General features: G+C 43.0%; 15 protein-coding genes. 12 read left to right on the plus strand and 3 right to left on the minus strand.

Features of this window, described 5'->3' with window-relative positions:
* The first annotated feature begins 15 nt into the window (after positions 1-15).
* The 6 genes from lonB (at position 16) to ACYQ03_RS06855 (ending at position 8,984) form a co-directional block, all read left to right on the plus strand.
* Entirely contained in the window at positions 16-1,731 is a 1,716-nt protein-coding gene (gene lonB, locus ACYQ03_RS06830; protein ID WP_459908645.1) for an ATP-dependent protease LonB, read from the plus strand.
* A gap of 214 nt (positions 1,732-1,945) precedes the next feature.
* Entirely contained in the window at positions 1,946-4,378 is a 2,433-nt protein-coding gene (gene lon / locus ACYQ03_RS06835; RefSeq protein ID WP_459908647.1) for an endopeptidase La, read from the plus strand.
* Positions 4,375-4,974: a ribosome biogenesis GTP-binding protein YihA/YsxC gene (gene yihA / locus ACYQ03_RS06840; protein ID WP_459908648.1), complete on the plus strand. Its 600-nt coding sequence runs from the start codon at positions 4,375-4,377 to the stop codon at positions 4,972-4,974. Before lon ends, yihA begins: the two co-directional genes overlap by 4 nt.
* Positions 4,975-5,150: 176 nt before the next feature.
* Positions 5,151-6,710, plus strand: coding sequence for a spore germination protein (locus ACYQ03_RS06845; protein WP_459908650.1), 1,560 nt, complete (start codon positions 5,151-5,153; stop codon positions 6,708-6,710).
* Positions 6,707-7,891 carry a Ger(x)C family spore germination protein gene (locus ACYQ03_RS06850; protein ID WP_459908651.1) on the plus strand — a complete coding sequence of 395 codons (1,185 nt, stop codon included), beginning with the start codon at positions 6,707-6,709 and terminating at the stop codon, positions 7,889-7,891. Before ACYQ03_RS06845 ends, ACYQ03_RS06850 begins: the two co-directional genes overlap by 4 nt.
* The gene (locus tag ACYQ03_RS06855; RefSeq protein WP_459908653.1) at positions 7,881-8,984 is read left to right on the plus strand and encodes a GerAB/ArcD/ProY family transporter; all 1,104 of its coding nucleotides are present in this window, start codon (positions 7,881-7,883) and stop codon (positions 8,982-8,984) included. The genes ACYQ03_RS06850 and ACYQ03_RS06855 overlap by 11 nt, the downstream gene beginning before the upstream one ends.
* A 1-nt stretch (position 8,985) precedes the next feature.
* Here ACYQ03_RS06855 and ACYQ03_RS06860 read toward each other — a convergent pair whose 3' ends face one another.
* Positions 8,986-10,116 (minus strand): NAD(P)/FAD-dependent oxidoreductase, encoded by a 1,131-nt coding sequence (locus ACYQ03_RS06860; RefSeq protein WP_459908654.1) that lies wholly within the window; start codon positions 10,114-10,116, stop codon positions 8,986-8,988.
* Positions 10,117-10,415: 299 nt separating this feature from the next.
* Positions 10,416-11,510, minus strand: a complete 1,095-nt coding sequence (locus ACYQ03_RS06865) for an ABC transporter substrate-binding protein (RefSeq protein ID WP_459908656.1) — start codon at positions 11,508-11,510, stop codon at positions 10,416-10,418.
* A gap of 142 nt (positions 11,511-11,652) precedes the next feature.
* Here ACYQ03_RS06865 and ACYQ03_RS06870 point away from each other — a divergent pair, with 142 nt between their 5' ends.
* Positions 11,653-12,102 carry a TIGR04086 family membrane protein gene (locus tag ACYQ03_RS06870; RefSeq protein WP_459908658.1) on the plus strand — a complete coding sequence of 150 codons (450 nt, stop codon included), beginning with the start codon at positions 11,653-11,655 and terminating at the stop codon, positions 12,100-12,102.
* Positions 12,103-12,366: 264 nt separating this feature from the next.
* Here the strand turns inward: ACYQ03_RS06870 and ACYQ03_RS06875 are convergent, their stop codons facing one another.
* Positions 12,367-12,534 carry a hypothetical protein gene (locus ACYQ03_RS06875; RefSeq protein ID WP_459908660.1) on the minus strand — a complete coding sequence of 56 codons (168 nt, stop codon included), beginning with the start codon at positions 12,532-12,534 and terminating at the stop codon, positions 12,367-12,369.
* Between the two features lie 617 nt (positions 12,535-13,151).
* Between ACYQ03_RS06875 and ACYQ03_RS06880 the strand changes: the two genes are divergently transcribed.
* From ACYQ03_RS06880 to ACYQ03_RS06900, 5 genes are all read left to right on the plus strand, one after another.
* Positions 13,152-15,791: a valine--tRNA ligase gene (locus tag ACYQ03_RS06880; protein WP_459908662.1), complete on the plus strand. Its 2,640-nt coding sequence runs from the start codon at positions 13,152-13,154 to the stop codon at positions 15,789-15,791.
* 194 nt (positions 15,792-15,985) lie between these two features.
* A complete protein-coding gene (locus ACYQ03_RS06885) occupies positions 15,986-16,213 on the plus strand; it encodes a type II toxin-antitoxin system HicB family antitoxin (protein ID WP_459908664.1) in 228 nt (75 codons plus the stop codon).
* Positions 16,214-16,414: 201 nt separating this feature from the next.
* On the plus strand, positions 16,415-17,719 hold the full coding sequence (locus ACYQ03_RS06890) for a bifunctional folylpolyglutamate synthase/dihydrofolate synthase (protein ID WP_459908666.1): 1,305 nt from the start codon (positions 16,415-16,417) through the stop codon (positions 17,717-17,719).
* Between the two features lie 288 nt (positions 17,720-18,007).
* On the plus strand, positions 18,008-18,640 hold the full coding sequence (locus ACYQ03_RS06895) for a redox-sensing transcriptional repressor Rex (protein ID WP_459908668.1): 633 nt from the start codon (positions 18,008-18,010) through the stop codon (positions 18,638-18,640).
* A 168-nt stretch (positions 18,641-18,808) separates the two neighbouring features.
* Positions 18,809-19,063 carry a DUF4321 domain-containing protein gene (locus tag ACYQ03_RS06900; RefSeq protein WP_459908670.1) on the plus strand — a complete coding sequence of 85 codons (255 nt, stop codon included), beginning with the start codon at positions 18,809-18,811 and terminating at the stop codon, positions 19,061-19,063.
* Positions 19,064-19,068 lie beyond the last annotated feature (5 nt).

The raw sequence follows: 19,068 nt of genomic DNA on the forward strand, positions 1-19,068 counted from the left end.
GGAGGCATCGTATTCATGGGGGAACTTACCGGCCTTGGGGGTTTTCTCACCTTTATACAGGTATTTTTTGCAGTGGTTATAGGACTTTACTTTTGGAATTTACTGAAGCAACAACAGGGAAATAAAACTGCTGTAGAAAAAGAATCCCGTAAAGAGATGGAAAAATTGCAGCGACTGCGGGCCATTTCCTTGACAGAACCGCTGGCAGAGAAAACCAGACCGAAAAGTTTTAGTGAGATTATTGGACAGGAAGAGGGCTTAAAATCACTACGAGCTGCTCTCTGTGGGCCTAATCCACAGCATGTTATCGTTTATGGGCCTCCAGGGGTAGGGAAAACAGCTGCGGCCAGACTGGTGCTGGAAGAGGCAAAAAAGTCACCCAGCTCTCCCTTTAAGGAAAATGCTAAGTTTTTTGAGCTGGATGCCACCACAGCCCGCTTCGATGAAAGGGGCATTGCCGATCCCTTAATAGGCTCAGTTCATGATCCCATCTACCAGGGTGCTGGAGCCATGGGTATGGCTGGTATTCCCCAGCCCAAGCTAGGGGCTGTCACAAAGGCCCATGGGGGCATGTTGTTTATTGATGAAATTGGAGAACTTCATCCTATTCAAATGAACAAGTTGCTAAAAGTATTAGAGGATCGCAAAGTATTCTTAGAAAGTGCTTACTATAGCTCAGAAGATAGTAATATACCCACCCATATCCATGATATATTTCAGAACGGACTACCAGCAGACTTTCGTATGGTGGGGGCAACTACACGGACACCGGAGGAAATTCCACCAGCCATTCGTTCTCGTTGCCTAGAAATATTCTTTCGTCCCCTACAGCAAGATGAGATCAAAAAAATTGCCGCTAATGCTGCTAACAAGATTGGCTTTCCCTTGGAGGAAGGGGCACTGGATGTTATTAAACGGTACGCCACCAATGGGCGGGAGTCGGTAAATATTATTCAGATTGCCGGTGGTATTGCTTTGACAGAGGGTAGAAAGGAAATATTGGTACAGGATATTGAGTGGGTGCTTCATAGTGGACAATATACCCCAAGGCCTGAACGCAAGATTAATCCCCAGCCCCAGGTGGGTGTAGTCAATGGCTTAGCTGTCTATGGGCCCAATATGGGGATAGTCTCGGAGGTAGAGGCGACGGTGATTCCGGCCTCACCCGGAGCAGGTAAGATTATTGTCACCGGAGTGGTGGAAGAAGAAGAAATAGGCGGTGGTGGTAAAAAGGTAAGACGCAAGAGTATGGCCCGCAGTTCAGTAGAAAACGTGGTAACGGTATTGCGGCGGGTTATGGATGTGAATCCTCAAAACTATGATATTCACGTAAATTTCTTAGGTAGTGGTTTAGTGGATGGTCCCTCAGCAGGAGTTACCATTGCTACTGCCATATATTCAGCCATCAAAGGCATTGCCGTCAGCAATGTAGTAGCCATGACAGGTGAGATCTCTATTCGGGGCTTGGTTAAACCCATCGGTGGTGTGGTGGCCAAGGTGGAGGCTGCTCGGCAAGCTGGTGTAAAAAAAGTTTTAATTCCCAGAGAAAATTATCAAGAAATGTTTAAAAGCATGGAAGGAATTGAAATTGTACCAGTGGATACATTGGAAGATGTTATTCAAGGTGCACTGGTAGAACAGCCTGAGAAAAAAATTCAATGGGCACAGATACCTTCCAGTTTGGATATTCCAGCGGCAGCTTTTTTAGCACAAGAATCTGCCAATTCCTGATAATTATAAAAATATTTACGAATAATAGATAATCCTGTTAGCTAAACATTTTAAATTACCTTATTCAAGCTTTAAAAACCCAGCAGATGCTGGGTTTTTTCCGTTAATGGTAAATTATTGTTGTAGCGGTTTTTTAAACTTTTGTGTTATGATAACTTTATTCTTAGTAACTAATTGATCAACATATGTTTAGAATATACAAGGAGGTGCGGCAGTGAATTTTGAAATTAAATCATTACCCTTGCTTCCACTGCGGGGTATTTTAGTATTTCCTTATATGGTTATCCACCTGGATGTAGGAAGAGAAAAATCTATCCAAGCCATCGAAGAAGCAATGGTTCAGGATAAAATGATTTTTTTAGCAACTCAAAAAGAAGCTCAAACCGATGAACCAACGGTAGATGATATCTATCAGATAGGTACAGTAGCTGAAGTAAAGCAACTGCTAAAACTTCCTGGTGGCACCATTCGAGTGCTGGTGGAAGGTATCGCCCGGGCCAAGATTAACAAATATGAGCATCAGGAACCCTATTTTAAAGTAGAAGTGGAGCAGTATACCGAAGAATCCGAGAAGACTGCTGAAATCGAAGCCCTCATGCGCAATCTGGTTTACCAGTTTGAGCAGTATGTCAAACTTTCCAAAAGAATCCCTCCAGAAACAGTGGTTTCTGTAGTAAATCTAGAAGAGCCGGGTCGTTTAGTGGATATTATTGCTTCTCATTTAGCCCTTAAGATTGAAGACAAGCAAAAAATTCTAGAAGCTATAGGAATTGTTGATCGGCTGGAAAAACTTTGCGGTATTGTGGCCAGGGAATTGGAAATTGTGGAATTAGAACGCAAGATCAACATTCGAGTACGTAAGCAAATGGAAAAAACCCAAAAGGAATATTATCTGAGAGAGCAAATGAAGGCTATCCAAAAGGAACTGGGCGATAAGGATGATCGGGTGGCCGAGTGCGAAGAGCTTAGAGAGAAAATTGCCAAATCGAAACTTCCTAAGGAAGCCGAAGAAAAGGCCATCAAAGAAGTAGAACGTTTGGAAAAAATGCCACCAATGGCAGCTGAGGCAGCTGTTGTACGCAATTATTTAGACTGGATGTTAAGCTTGCCTTGGAGCAAGTCAACTAAAGATCGTGTTGATATTAATGCTGCTGAGGCTGTTCTTGAGGCTGATCATTACGGCTTAAAGGACCCGAAAGAAAGAATTATTGAATATTTGGCTATCCGCAAGTTAGCCAAAAAAATGAAAGGACCTATACTTTGCCTGGTAGGACCTCCAGGTGTTGGTAAAACATCCCTAGGCCGTTCCATTGCTAGAGCACTGGATCGCAAATTTGTAAGAATTTCCTTAGGTGGGGTACGGGACGAGGCTGAGATACGCGGTCACCGTAGAACCTATGTAGGGGCTATGCCTGGTCGGGTTATTCAAGGCATGAAAACTGCTGGCTCCAAAAACCCTGTTTTTCTGCTGGACGAAATCGATAAGATGGCCAGCGATTTCCGAGGAGACCCAGCCTCTGCTTTGCTAGAAGTATTGGATCCTGAACAAAATAATACCTTTAGTGATCATTACATTGAGACACCCTTTGATCTATCTAATGTTATGTTTATAACCACGGCCAATAGTATGTATTCCATTCCACGTCCTCTGTTGGATCGCATGGAAGTTATTCAAATTTCTGGGTATACTGAAGAAGAGAAGCTACAAATTGCCAAGCGCCATTTACTACCAAAACAGGTAAAAGATCATGGCTTAACAGATCAGATGATGCAGATTTCCGATAACACCCTATTAAAAGTGATTCGGGAGTATACCCGTGAATCCGGTGTCAGGAATTTAGAACGCAAGCTTGCTTCCATCTGCCGTAAGACGGCCAAGAAAATTGTATCTGGGCAGGCAGAAAAAGTAAAAGTAACCACTCAGAACCTAGAACAATTCCTAGGTATTCCTCGTTACCGTCACGGGGTAGCCGAACAAAATGACGAAATTGGTACCGTAACTGGCATGGCTTGGACTGAAGTGGGTGGTGAAACACTGGTTATTGAGGTTACCACTTACAAAGGAACAGGTCGTATGACCTTGACTGGTAAACTGGGCGACGTCATGAAGGAATCTGCCCAGGCCGGCTATAGCTTTATTCGCAGCCGAGCTCAGGAACTTGGTATTGATGAGGAATTATTTGAAAAATGGGATATGCATATTCATATTCCCGAAGGAGCCATTCCCAAGGACGGTCCTTCAGCTGGTATCACAATGGCCACAGCAATGGCATCGGTGCTGACCGGTCGTAAAGTTCGCCATGATATTGCCATGACCGGGGAAATCACCCTGCGGGGTCGTGTTTTACCAGTTGGTGGAATAAAAGAGAAAGTGTTGGCAGCCCATCGGGCGGGTATCAAATTAATTATCCTGCCTAAGGATTGCAAAAAAGATTTGGAAGATATCCCAGTAAATATTAAGAAGCAGCTTGAATTTATACTTGTGGACCATATCGATCAGGTATTGGAAATAGCTTTACTGGAAAAAGAGGTGTCGGACACCACCACCATGATGGAACCAGAAGCAGCCCTGATGGATAATTCACACCTATCAGCGGTTGGTCCCCAGGATGTTCAGCAGCAAGGAGGAACCCAGTTACCGTCGTGAAAATAACAGACGCGGCATTTGTAACCAGTGCAGTAAACCCCGGGGGTTATCCCCCGGGTAATTTTCCCGAGGTGGCCTTTGTGGGCCGTTCCAATGTCGGAAAATCATCCCTCATCAACAAGCTGGTAAACCGGAAGGGTCTGGCTAAAACCAGCAGCACCCCCGGGCGAACGCAGCTAATAAACTTTTTTAATATTAACAATGACCAATTCCTTATGGTGGATTTACCTGGCTATGGTTATGCCAAGGTACCAGTCGAAGTACGTGCTAAATGGGGTAAGATGATTGAAGGCTACCTGAAAGAGCGAGAAACCCTAAGGGGGGTTGTGCTTTTACTGGATAGTCGACATACTCCCACAGCCCAGGACAAGCAGATGTACGAATGGCTGCAGTATTACCGGGTGCCCACTGTGGTGGTGGCCACGAAGGTAGACAAACTATCCAATAACCAATGGGCCAAGCAACAGTCAGTGATTAAGAAGACTTTACCTCTGGTACCAGGACATCAATTGGTGGCCTTTTCAGCCGAAACCGGCAGAGGTAAAGATGAGTTGCTGGCTGTTCTCAAGGATTGGGTACATAGTGTTAGGGAGTAAAGGACCGCTGGACAAGTTCCAGCGGTTTTTTTGTGTTAATTAAGAAAAATAGCCTGAGGGTTCTCGCATCAATACTGAGGAGCCTTTCTTATTTTTACAAAGTTACTGGAAAATGTACATAGAATTGCCAAATAGTCTGCACAATATTGTTGAGACCTAAGAATGAGGTATTATAAATGTTAAAGCAATTTGTCAAAAACCTATTAATAAATAAAATTTTGGAAACAGGTAACCAAACCCAGCAACAAAAAATTCCCGTGGCTACCGATCTAAACAGGGTCATGGAAGTATTACAACAGCGTTTTGGGTCTACATCAGATTTGGTATTGCGCAGGATCCTGGCTGGAGAGGGTAATGTACCTGTCTTGGTGGTTTACCTTGAACATATGGCTGATCAAAAAACCCTCAATGAATCCATTATTGCCAAGCTGCAGGAAGCACCGGTTGAGCTATTGGCCAATATTAAAGTCCTGGCCCATTCTGTTCTGGCAGTATCAAAAATTAATATTAGCAGTGATCTAGAGAAAGCCATTCAGGCTATTCTCTACGGCAGTACTGCAATCTTTTTAGCCGGATCCAATCGAGTCGTGGTGGCAGAAACCAGTGGTTGGGAAAAAAGAAGTATTGAGAGCCCCGAAACGGAGGTAAATGTACAAGGACCCAAAGAAGCCTTTGTGGAAGCCATTTCAATCAACATAACCCAGGTAAGAAGAAGAATCAGAGACAGCCAACTTCGTTTCGATAAATTCACCCTGGGAACCAGAACCCGTACAGCCATAGCTGTGGCCTATATCGAGGGGCTGGCTGATCCCGGTATTGTTGCAGAGGTAAAAAAGAGAGTACAGGCCATCAAGATTGATGGCATACAGTCAGCTCAAAGCGTGATGGAGTTTATCAAAGATCAGCGTTTAACACCCTTTCCTACCCTTTTAAAAACCGAAAGACCAGCCAAAGTGGTGGCCTGTCTGCTGGAGGGTAGAGTTGCTATTTTTGTTGACGGTACTCCCTTTGTCATAGTTGCTCCTGTTAATTTTGCCATGCTTCTACAGTCAGGTGATACCTACTATCTTAATTTTTATTTTGGTTCTTTTTTACGTCTGCTAACTATCTTTAGCTTTATTACTACACTAACTTTACCTTCTTTATATACTGCCATTACTACCCATCATTGGGAAATGATGCCCACCCCGTTGGCTTTGAGCATAGCTGGCAGTCGGGAGGGAGTGCCTTTTCCGCTATTGGTGGAAGTATTGGCCATGGAATTTACCTTTGAATTACTGAGGGAGGCAGGAACACGGCTGCCTAAGGCCGTGGGCCAGGCTGTCAGTATTGCTGGAGCACTGGTTATTGGTCAGGCTGCCGTGCAGGCAGGGTTAATTTCGCCGGTGGTGATTATCGTAGTGGCCTTCACCGGCATAGCCTCGTTTGCCATACCCAGTTTTGATGTCACTTTGGCTTTCCGGCTGCTGCGGTTTCCTTTAATCATCATTTCTTCCATGATAGGTCTCCTTGGGCTGGTTGCAGGGGTGATTGTCATCTGGGCCCATATGGTTTCACTTACCTCCTTGGGGGTTCCATACTTAACACCCTTTACGCCAATGCAGGTTAAGGATCTAAAGGATAGCCTTTTCCGGGTTCCGGCTTGGGCAATGGCAAAGCGACCCCAATCGGTGCCTTCTCTGGATCCAGACCGATTGGGTAAGGTCCAGAACCATCAGGAGGAAGATCAAACATGAGCAGGCAATTGTTCTTAACTATTTTGTTGATTCTCTGTCTATTGCTCAGCGGTTGTACTGAACGGCGGGAAACGAATGAAATAAATTTTGTTTTAGGTGCCTTGTTTGACTACAATACAGAAAAAGAAAAATATGAAATGCATGCCCAGGTGGCAGTTAATGAGGCCTTCAGCAAAATGCAGGGGGGGAGCCAGCAGGAGGAAACCTTTCTTATCCACCGGGGTCAAGCAGAGACCATCTATGGTACTGTACGGGACGCTGCTAAAAATACTGCCAGGCGGCTTTTTTGGTCCCATTGCGATGTCTACGTCATGGGGGATGATTTGGCAAGAAAGGGTATCCTACCCTTTTTAGATTTTGCCAAGAGGTATCATGAACTCCGAACAACTGCGTATATCTTTGTCAGCGATATTCCGCAAGAACAACTTCTAACAAAGAATGGCAATGAGAGGGTTCCCTTGATGGCATTGAAAAAATTAGTCCTTTTAGGGCCCCAAAGGCATGGGGCAACGATTCCTAAACGAATTATTGAGGTATGGAAGGATATGACAATGCCATATTCAGCTTACTTAATCCCTTTAGTGAATATCAAACAACCTGAATTCCAGGCCAAGGAAGACCAAACAAACTTTGAAATGTCTGGTGCAGCGGTTTTCCGGGATGATAAAATGGTGGGTAAACTCTCACCTAAGGAAACCAGAGGTTACCTATTTATCACTGGTCAAATTAAGAATGCTGTATTTCCCTTGGAAGTGCAAGGTAAAAAGATTGCTGTGGAATTGATCGGCTCCGAGGCTAAGCTGACACCCTATACTCAGGATGGTAATATAGCTTTTCGTCTGGAAATACTACCCCAATTTAACTATGGTGAAAATGACCAGCCAGTGAATTTGGAAAACCAGGTTTTTAATAAAGCAGTAGAAAGGGCCTTTAATTTGGTAGTAGAGCAGGAGGTCAAGGGAAGTATTAACAAAGCCCAACAATTGAAAACTGATTATTTTAATTTTGCCCGGGAGGTACAATTGGCTGATGCCAACCTATGGCAGCAGATTGAGAACCAATGGAGTGATGAGGTATTTCCTGATATGACCATTGAAGTAAAGGTACAATCCAAACTATTACGAACTGGCTTACTCATTGAGACCAATCTGAAGGGTGGCAGGGTTGAAGGTGAAAAATAAAATCAGTGCCAAGCAGGCAGTGTTCCTTGTGGCTACATGTATTTTAGCAACTATAGATGTCTTTATACCCTCGGAGGTAGCCCAAAGTGCTGGCAGGGATGCCTGGTTATCAGTACTAATTGCTGCAGTTATTGGCTATAGCATGTTTCGTTTAATCCTGCTGCTTTGTTCTTTATTTCCTAATCATACATTGGCGGGGTTTAATCGCTTGCTTCTGGGAAAATACCTGGGTGGCGTGGTTACCGGTATCTATATTGTCGCTTTTCTTATTTTCTGTGCTATTGCCATGGTGGAGGTTGCCATTATCATACCCACAGCCTTTAAACCGGGCAGTTCCATTTACTTATGGGATTTAACTCTGCTTTTACCGGCCCTCTATGTGGCTTCCTTGGGTATTTCCATACCGGCTCGGATGAATGAACTACTTTTACCTCTGGGCTTATTGATTCTTGTGGTAGTGGTGGTTTTCAATATACCATATATAAATCTTAAAGAATATCTGCCAGTACTTGCAAAGGGCTATCTACCTCCCTTGGCCGGGGCCTATAACATTGGTGGTAAACTAGGTTTTTCACTTTTGTATTTTGCCATTTTCCCCCTAATTGAGCATAAGTATAAGCTAAAAAGAATTGGTAACCTGATTACTCCTGTGTTAGTATTTGCTATATTGTCTGGCACCCTGGCCATTTCAATTTTTGGGCCAGCATTAACTGGTATGATGATATTTCCTGCCCTAGAAATGGTTCGAAACATTGATATCGGATTTATTACAAGGTTGGATGCCCTGATGATGATGATTTGGTATACTGGCTTCTTAATTTATGTAGCTGCCTTTAGCTATGGTGCCGCAGCTTTAACCAAAGATTTATTTAATCTAAAAAGTTATCGCCTAGTTCTTTGGTTGTATGGCTTGGTTATTCTATGGATAGCTAATTTTCAAATTGTTAATGTACCGTTAATAAGAACTATGTTTCTTACTCCGTTATCTAATATGGTGTATATCCTGGGTTTCGTTGTACCTTTGATACTTTACTTGGTGGCAAGGCTACGGGGTTTCTCTAAGGAAGTAGAACAAGTAACAAATAATACCTAAGTTACTTGTTCTTTTTATTTGCTGATTTTATAGGTATGGGTGGCAGAATGCTTTTCTGGCGTAGATTTGTGGAAAAGCGGATAAGCTCTAAAATATCTCCGGCTATTCGTAACACAGGAATATTGGTGTGATAGTTTATTTGCCTAATAATAGGAAAGGTTCCGGTGGCTATTAAATGGTTATAGTCGTCGTTATCCATAGTATTCAAGACTTCTCGGATGCGTACTGAGCGTCTCATTTCCTTGTCCAACTCAGCTATAATCTTGCCAAAGGGGAGCCTTTTGGCAATGGCCCGACCCGCCAGTACACCACTACGCAAGGCTGAAATCGTGCCAAAGCCTAGAAAGGACTCCATAAACCCTCCAGCGGCTCCAACTAAAATTATATTACGCACCTGATGGGGGTAAACCGTTCCCGCTATGTGTTCCAGCAAGAAGTTTTCTTCGATTTGGTAATCTAATTTTTCTTTTTTCAGAAAGGTGAGCCAATGACGCTCCATTTCCTGGGGATTAGCATTGGCATGAATAAGCACTAGACTTGCTCTGGTGGGGCTAAAGGCTGTTAAATAGGCATAGGCACCTAGGGCATAGTCTGTGTCCACCCACATAATCAATTCTTCGGGATTAAAATTACCCTTGACAATGGCACCACGCACCTTGGTAAGAAAAATATTTTTCCAGATGCCGAGGGTGGCTGATATCTGTCGATTACCTGTGGCCACCACAACATAATCATATTCCCTGGCCAGTTCTGAGTAGTTAGCCCTATAGTTAAAATTAATGCGGCTTTTAATTTGCTTATATAATTGTGTCTCTAAGGAACGTTCACTTTGACCCCGTTCTAAGAAATAGCCAAATTTTCTGGAATTAACAACTCTTTTAACGTTCGGGGAGTTCATGGTTAATTTCTTCCATGTGGCAATTGGATGAATATTGATATGATAGTCCCTTTTTAACCAGTCCAATGGATTACGTACCGGACGGTTCATCAGTTGCAAAATTCCTGCCACATGATTAAAAAGTTCACCGGGACGGGGACGCTCTTCAAAAATATCTGGGTAAATGCCATTACGCTCCAATTCAAGGGCGCAGCTCATACCGGAAATACCAGCACCGATGATGGCAATTTTCATAAAGGATGACCTCCTTTTCAGCCATCAGCCGTCAGCTTTTAGCTCTTAGCAGTTAGCATAAAATAGCTTGCCCTCAGAGTAGCTATTAGTGATGTGTGTGGGAGGACTTCCCCCGTCAGCTTTGCTGCCACCCACCTCTAAGAGGTAGGTTTTTTAGAATCCTCCTCCGAGAGGGGGATGTCACGATAGTGACAGGGGGAGTTTAAGCCAATCTAATAGTCGTGTAAAACTCTAACGGCTAATGGCAAATAGCTAATAGCTAATATTCTTCCCCATGGTCATCCTATTATGTTGAAAAATTACTTAAAGTCTAGGCTCTTGACTTTCTCCCACCAGTTTTTTTCTTTCTCCAGTTCCGGAGGGATATATTCTACGGTTTTGGCAGCTCTTTTAGCCAACTTATTATTGACACCGTCCCTAAATTTTACTGGGTTAGTCAGTTCACCTGAATGGGTCACATAGGTTTCTAAATTTTTATAGTCTTTTTCCAAAACTATGGGGTTTTTTCTCCACATACCTATTTTTTTGTATTCCCGAATAATTTCTGCCAGTGTTTGTTGATCTAGTTCTGGAAAGTAGGAGGCAACTACTTTAGCGGCTTCTTCTGGTTTGTGATAATCCAACCATAGCATTCCCTTGCAAAGGCCATTTACTAGCTTCTGGCATGCTTTATTGTGTTGTTTTAAATAAGTCTCGGGTGCCAGTAAAACTAGAGAGGGGATAGGATCAACAGCATTCCCTAAAAAGGTGGCCATTTTTCCAGTTTGCTTTTGTAGGGTTCGATAGGCCACAGGCTGAGACATTTGAACAAAATGTCCCACACCCGCTTCAAAGGCACCTTCCTTTAGGTCAGCAGGTAGGTTTTGAATAATGATTACTTGATGTTGTAGGGTTAAATTATTTTGTTTTAAAGCTTCTTCCAAAATTATATTAGATTGGCTATCAGGGGCATCTCCTAGAATGCTCTTTCGTTTTACAGCATCCCAAGAGAAATCTGATATATCCTGCCGGGATAATAAGTAGGTCCCTTCTTTTTGAGCTATCGCCGCAAATGTTACTAGATCTGCGCCGGTGCCTAGGGGGCGGGTAAAGACACTTTGACATAGGTTGCTCAGGAAAACAGTTTCCTTACCCTGTTTGCCAAAGGGATCTTCAATAGAAGTCTCTATCATAGAGGTTGTTACCTCTAATCTTTGTTCCCGGTAAAAGCCCTTGGCCAGGGCGATATAGTGGGGTAGGGACAGCACTGTATGTTCACTTTCCACTATTTTGATCTGATCAGGTTTCTCCGGTTCCTGGTTGTATAACAGAAATTCTCTAACACCAAATGTGCCTAACCCGACTATGATGAGTAGTAATAGGAGTAAACATAACCATTTCCATCGTCTTCTCAATATCAAACACCTCCTAAAGCAAATCCACTACTATTTTATTTAATGGATAAAAAAAAAGACCAAATTATACCTTTATAAGCATATTTTTGGTTGTAAAGCATAAATATTTTATGAATATGAATAAAAGGAGGTTTTTGTAAGCATGGGTAAATTAACCTTTTTACAGTGGCATAAGCATGGAATAAAAGGAGACAAGCCCTTCAAAAGGGGAGCAGTGGGTACAGGCTTAGTAAGGGCCTTTGGTGTAACCTTTGCAGTATTGGTTATGATGGGTTTTGTGGTGGCTATTACCCAGCAGTCGGTCTACAATTTTTCGTTGCTTACTCTGTTTACGGTGTTAGTAGCAGCCGTCATTGGCGGAGGTAGCGCTGGGGCTGCTGCTGGTATTAGGGGTTGGCAACATGGGGGAGCCACTGGTCTTATTTTTGGCATGTTCTTTGTGGTGGTAGGTTTCTTTACAGGCATACCAATTTTTGATCCGGTTCTTATCACCTCAGCAATGACTATCTTGGGAAGCATCGGGGGAATCATTGGAGTAAACCTTCCTTCGGCAAGAAAACGTGTGGTCAAGCGGCGTTACCTGGTGAGGTAGCTTTTAGTTGTTAGTCATTAGTTGTTAGCCATTAGTTACTCTGAAAAAAAACGCCATGAGCTTTGGGCTTGTCGGGGCTGACCTCTGGTTGCCCGTTACCTAGATGCTTCATATGCGAGCAGGCACTGGCAACATTAAAAATAGCTAACTGCCAAAAGCCAAAAGCTAAAGGCAAATAAAAAAGGTGCCTGATGTTCAGTACAAGCCTGAAACTCAGCCACCTTTTCGTGGTAAGCACAATATGAAACTAATCACTGAGCACACCTATCTTTGTGGGTATCTTTCCAAAATAGTATCCATTACTTGCTTTTGTTTGGGAGAATTTTTTAATTCTTTGATTCTCTCCGCCATGTAGTATCGGTTTTCCATCATCTTTGCCATAACATCTTTGGTCATTGGTTCTGTGCTTTGGGTTCTTTGTGTAAACATCATTATTGATTCCCCCTTTTTGATTATATCTGTACTATAAACTATTTTGTGAAATAATGCACTACGTTTTGAGATAGTCGAAATAGGAAATAAATACTGAAATTTTTTAGTTTTTGGAAATATAGGTTCTGTTGACATGGGATGTAAAAATTATTAAACTATAGCATAGGCAAAGTCGAAGAAGGGGAGTTCCAGGGATTATTTTGAGCCTAGAGAGGAAGATTCGTGGCTGCAAGGTCTTCTGCCCAAAAACCTAGGATGTAGCCCCAGAGATGCTAAACTGAACCATAGTAGGTTTGGCCGGGTGGCCCGTTATAGCCCTAGAGTTGTCAGCACAACCTTTGTTTGGTCGTGATGGAAACAAGGTGGTACCGCGGAAGTTAACTTCCGTCCTTGACTGGACGGGAGTTTTTTTATTAACTTTAGGGTATTTCTAATGGGACGGCCTTGGGCCATGAGCCATGTGCCATGGGCTAAAAGATCATAGTGCAAGATCCAGGACCCAACTTGGAAGAATCTAAAGACCATTGAAGCATACTTACACAAAAGGCCCAAGGCTCACGGCACATGGCACATGGCTATTAGGCGTGGGGCCCAAGGCTAAAAAGGAGCGATAAACGTTGACTGAAAACAACATCCCAAAGGTGTATAACCCCAGAGAGGTTGAAACAAAATGGTACCGTCACTGGGAAGCAAGTAAGTATTTCCATGCAGAAGTGGAAAAGGATAAAACCCCCTTTTGTATAGTTATGCCGCCCCCTAACGTTACTGGTCAGCTACATATGGGGCACGCTTTAGACAATACCCTACAGGATATCTTAACCCGCTGGCGCCGCATGCAGGGTTATAATGCTTTGTGGGTTCCTGGAACCGACCACGCAGGTATTGCTACCCAGGCTAAAGTAGAGGAACAATTAGCTAAGGAAGGTCAATCTAAATATGATCTTGGCCGTGAAGCTTTTCTGGAGCGGGTGTGGGATTGGAAAGAGCAGTATGGCAATCGCATCACCTCCCAACTACGTCATTTAGGAGCATCCTGCGACTGGGATCGTGAACGTTTTACAATGGATGATGGCTGCTCAGAAGCGGTATTGGAAGTATTTGTGAGGCTCTTTGAGGAAGGTCTTATCTATCGGGATTACTATATCACAAACTGGTGTCCCCATTGCCAGACTACTATTTCTGACATCGAAGTAGAGCATCAAGATAAACCCGGTCAGTTATATTATATTAAGTACCCCTCCAAGGAAAATCCTTCTGAGTTTATTGTTATTGCTACTACCCGCCCAGAAACTATGCTCGGTGATGTGGCTGTTGCGGTGAACCCGGAGGATGATCGTTACCTACATTTAGTGGGTAAAACACTGGTACTGCCAATTGTTGGGCGTGAATTGCCAGTTATTGCAGATGCCTATTGCGACCCCACCTTCGGTACTGGTGCGGTTAAAATGACGCCTGCCCACGATCCTAACGACTTTGAAATAGGCCGACGTCATGGTCTGCCTGAAATTATTGTCATTGACAAACATGGCAAAATGAATGAACAGGCGGGTAAATATCAAGGACTGGACCGTTTTGAATGTCGTAAACAAATTGTGCGTGATTTGGAAGCTATGGGAGCCATAGTAAAGGTGGAAGATATCAGTCATGCAGTTGGGCATTGTTATCGCTGTAACACAGCCATTGAACCAGCCCTTTCGAAGCAGTGGTTTGTCAAGATGAAACCTTTGGCCGAACCTGCCATTGAGGCAGTAAAGGATGGTCGGATTAAGTTTATACCTGAGCGTTTTACCAAGGTCTACTTAAATTGGATGGAAAATATTCGGGACTGGTGTATCTCCCGTCAGTTGTGGTGGGGTCACCGCATTCCTGTATACTATTGCCAGGACTGTGACGAAATGGTGGCTTCCACTACTCTGGTAACCTCCTGTGGGAAGTGTGGGGGTAGCGTCGAACAGGATAGTGATGTCCTAGATACCTGGTTCTCCTCGGCCCTATGGCCCTTCTCTACCCTGGGATGGCCACAAAAAACTCCTGAGTTGGAACATTTTTATCCCACCTCTGTACTGGTAACTGGCCGCGACATTATTTTCTTCTGGGTGGCCCGAATGATTTTCTCAGGCTTAAGAAACATGGAGCAAGAACCCTTTAAGGAAGTATTCATCCATGGACTGGTGTTAGATTCTTTAGGTCGCAAAATGAGCAAATCCTTAGGTAACGGCGTCGACCCACTGGATGTCATTGATAGCCATGGTGCCGACTCATTAAGGTTTATGTTGATTACCGGCAACACTCCCGGCAACGATTTGCGCTTCCATTTTGAGAGACTGGATGGAGCAAGAAATTTTGCTAATAAACTATGGAATGCTTCTCGCTTTGCAATGATGAATTTGGAAGATTACAATGTAACCGCCCAAGGGAGTGCATACACCCTGGCGGATCGTTGGATTCTCAGTCGTTTACAGGGAACCACCAAAGAAGTAACTGACTTTCTTGAACGGTACGAACTGGGAGAGGCAGCTAGGGTGCTTTATGAGTTTATCTGGAGTGGGTTCTGTGACTGGTACATTGAATTGGTGAAACCCCGTTTGTTTGGGAAAACCACACCCGAAGATCGGGTAACAGCGCAGCATGTGCTGGTTCAGGTGTTAAGGGAAACTCTGGAACTGCTGCATCCCTTTATGCCCTTTATTACCGAAGAAATCTGGCAGAAGCTGCCTCATCAGGGTGAAACAATTATGCTGGCCCAATGGCCCAAGGCTGATGAATCTCTGCAAGATGAAACTGCTGAGGCAGAAATGGCTGTATTGATCGAAGTCATTACAGCTATCCGCCGTATCCGGGGCGAGATGAATGTACCGCCCGGTAAAAAAGCAGAGGCCATATTATTGGCTGCAGAGGAAAGTTTCCGTAGCATTCTGGAAAGAAATACTTCCTACATTCAAGGGTCAGCCAATACTGAGGCCAAGGTAGTGAGCGAATTACCCGTTAAACCAGATCAGTCTGCCAGTGCAGTAACCCGTGGTGTAGAAATTTTTATGCCGCTTAAAGGGCTAATTGATTTAGATAAAGAGATAGCCCGATTAAATAAAGAATTAAGGGGTGTCCAAGGGGATTTAGCAAGAGTTCAAGGCAAACTGAATAATCAAGGTTTCTTGGCCAAAGCCCCGGCCGAGGTTATTGAGAAAGAAAAGGCCAAAGAACAGGAACTAACAATAAAAGCAGAAGCCCTCAAAGACAGGCTGACCAAGCTAAGCTAAGCTAAGTTGAGTTGAGTTGAGTTGAGTTTAAGTTAAGAGCTCTAGTAATGCGACAGCGGGGACGGTTCTCACTGTCGCATTACTCAAAGGACCAAACAACAAAAAAGACTACGACTCGCTTTCCAAAGTAAAAGCAAGGCTAATTATGCGACAGCGAGAACCGTCCCCGCTGTCGCAGAGGAGAGGGGATAGCAATGGCATTGCGATTTGAAGAATTTTTAAGCCCCTTGCCAAAGGGTGGTCTAGAGGGAGAAATAAAGGTGGGAATTCGTGTGCAGGTACACGAAGACCCTGATGATGGTGGTTATTATGCGGTTACCCCAGATGTGCCAGGCTGTGCTTCCCGGGGTGCCACAATGGAAGAAGCTGTGGATAATTTCAAGGAAGCCATACGCTATTTCCTCATTGAAAACGCGCACTGAGGTTTAGGGGTCTAGCCATCAGTTGTCAGCCCTCAGCCCAAAACCTAAACATTAAAGTAACTATTATAAAGCAAGTAGTCATGGTTAAAATCCTTAGGCTTAATAAGTAAACCATGCTAAAAGCTGACGGCTGAAGGCTAATTGTGCGACAGCAAGAACCGTCCCCGCTGTCGCAAATACGAAAAATAAGAGGTTAAACCTGTGACTTACGACGAAGCAATTGACTACTTAAAAAATTTAACAAAATTCGGTATTAATTTAGGCTTGGCTCGTATTGAAGAATTACTGCGGCGTATTGGTAACCCTCATCACCGACTAAATATTATTCATGTCGGTGGAACCAATGGTAAAGGTTCTACCACAGCCATGATTGCCAATATTCTCAAGACTGCAGGATATAAAACAGGTATGTTTAGTTCTCCTCACCTGCATCATTACAATGAACGGTTTATGATTAATAATCAGCCCATACCTAAGGAAAAATTGGTAGCATTAATCGAAAGCATAAAACCATACCTTTCTAATATGGTGCAGGAAGGATATGAACATCCCACTGAATTTGAAGTGAGCACTGCACTGGCACTACTCTATTTTGCCAATGAAGAAACGGATTTTGTGGTGATGGAAGTTGGATTGGGAGGGGCTATTGACTCCACTAATGTAGTCGTACCGAAGGTGTCTGTTATTACCAATGTTGCTATGGACCATATGGATTACCTGGGTGACTCTCTGGCAGAAATAGCCCGTGTTAAGGCTGGAATTATTAAACAAGGCATACCTATTGTTACTGCTGCCACAGATGAGCCCCTAGGGATTATTCGACAGGAGGCATTGGCTTGCAATAGCAAATTAATTCAAGTTGGCAAAGAGGTGACTTGGACACAACCGGAAGGGAAACCTAATCTTGCTTTTCAGGAATTTTTCATAGAAGGGCAGCAAAATAAAATTCATGTAGAACTCCCATTACTAGGAAGACATCAACAAATTAATGCAGCCACTGCAGTGGCTGCTGTGGAAGTGCTTTGTTCTGGAAGTGGCCAAACCATACCTAGGGTGGCCATAACAGAAGGCTTAAGAACTGTTAAATGGCCGGGGCGACTGGAGGTTGTTCGGAGCAAGCCTACGATTTTACTGGATGGTGCTCATAACCATGCTGGTGCTATTGCTTTAAAAGGGGCTTTACAAAACTATTTTCCTGATCAAAAGATTATATTTGTTTTAGGAATGCTGGCGGACAAGGAACGCTCTAAGGTTGTGGCTGAATTGGCACCTTTGGCTAAGGCAGTTGTGGTGACACGGTCCAATAATCCTAGAGCGGGAGATTGGACAAAGCTAGCCGAATATGTTCGTGTCTATCTAGATCAAGTAATGGTCATTGAAGATGTTGAGGAGGCTATCTTAAAAGCGTTAGATCAGGTAAGAGAGAATGAAATATTGTGTATAACAGGTTCATTATATATGGTGGCAGAGGCAAGGAGTTTTATTATGAGTATAAGTTATTCATAAATGATTCAAGTGCAAACTATAACAACAGTAGGAAAATTCATTCGACAGAAAGTTATTACCAAAAAAAGAAATATAGTTAATTTTGTCGAATTATATCTAAAAAATGAGTATAATAGGCTATAGAGACGATAATTTAAGAATTTTTTCTATTAATGTTTTGACACAGTATTCACAAATACTCTTTGCAACTGGGCCTTTTTACGACTATAATATTGTTATAGGAATTAATACGTTGCAATAAGCGAAATTAATAAATGAAATATTTTTTATATAAAGGGAGGGGCCCTGGTGAAAGCACTAAAAATCCCGGAAGCAACAATTACTAGATTGTCTATATATTCTAGGTTTTTAAAAAGATTAGATAAAAAGGGAATTACAACAGTATCCTCTGGGGATATTGCCGAAGGTGTGGGAGTAAGTCCTGCTCAGGTTCGGAAGGATTTGGCATACTTTGGGGAATTTGGCACCAGAGGAGTCGGCTATAATGTTAAAGATTTAATCCGTTATACAGTAAAAATATTGGGTTTATCAGATCCTTGGAACTTAGTTATGGTCGGGGCTGGTAATTTGGGTTCCGCTCTGGTTACATATAAGGAGTTTAAGGATAGGGGCTTTTCTATTGTTGGTGTTTTCGATAATGACCTTACTAAAATTGGCAAACGGATCGCTGATATGGAAGTGCTTCCACTGGAGGAATTGTCCCGAGTAGTAAAGGAACATAATGTAAGAATCGGTATTATTGCCGTACCTTCCAAGGCAGCCCAAGATATTGCTGAGATTATGGTGAAGGCTGGACTGGAAGCACTCTTAAACTTTGCCCCCATTTCTTTAAATGTACCAGATGATGTAGAAGTCCGAAACGTAGACCTTTCTGTTAAATTAGAAATTTTAACCTTTAACTTAGCCCTAAAAGAAAAATAACCAGAAAAGGTGGGGATTAACCCACCTTTTATCTTTTATTTTGAGCTTTTATAAACATACTTATAGTTTTATAGGGGACAATTAATTTAACGTTAATTGCTTGTGATATAATAGGGTCAATGATAAACTTAGTTAGTAGTAATTCCAACCATTGTAATAGGTGAGATAATGGGTAAAATAAGAACTGGCAAGGGAACGTTGACGCTGATTGTACTTTTATTGGCAGGGGGTATTGCCGGTAGTGCTCTGGGACATGTTTTAGCTTCATATATGCCAATGTTGGACAACTTTACTTCCATTGGCATTGATCATACAACCTTAGATCTATATTTTCTTCAGTTATCCTTTGGTTTGACCATGACTTTAGGGCCTGTTACGGCTCTAGGTTTATTTCTTGGCTTTTTAACCTACCGAAAATTATAATAAAC

This window comes from Desulfotomaculum defluvii (assembly GCF_054657375.1).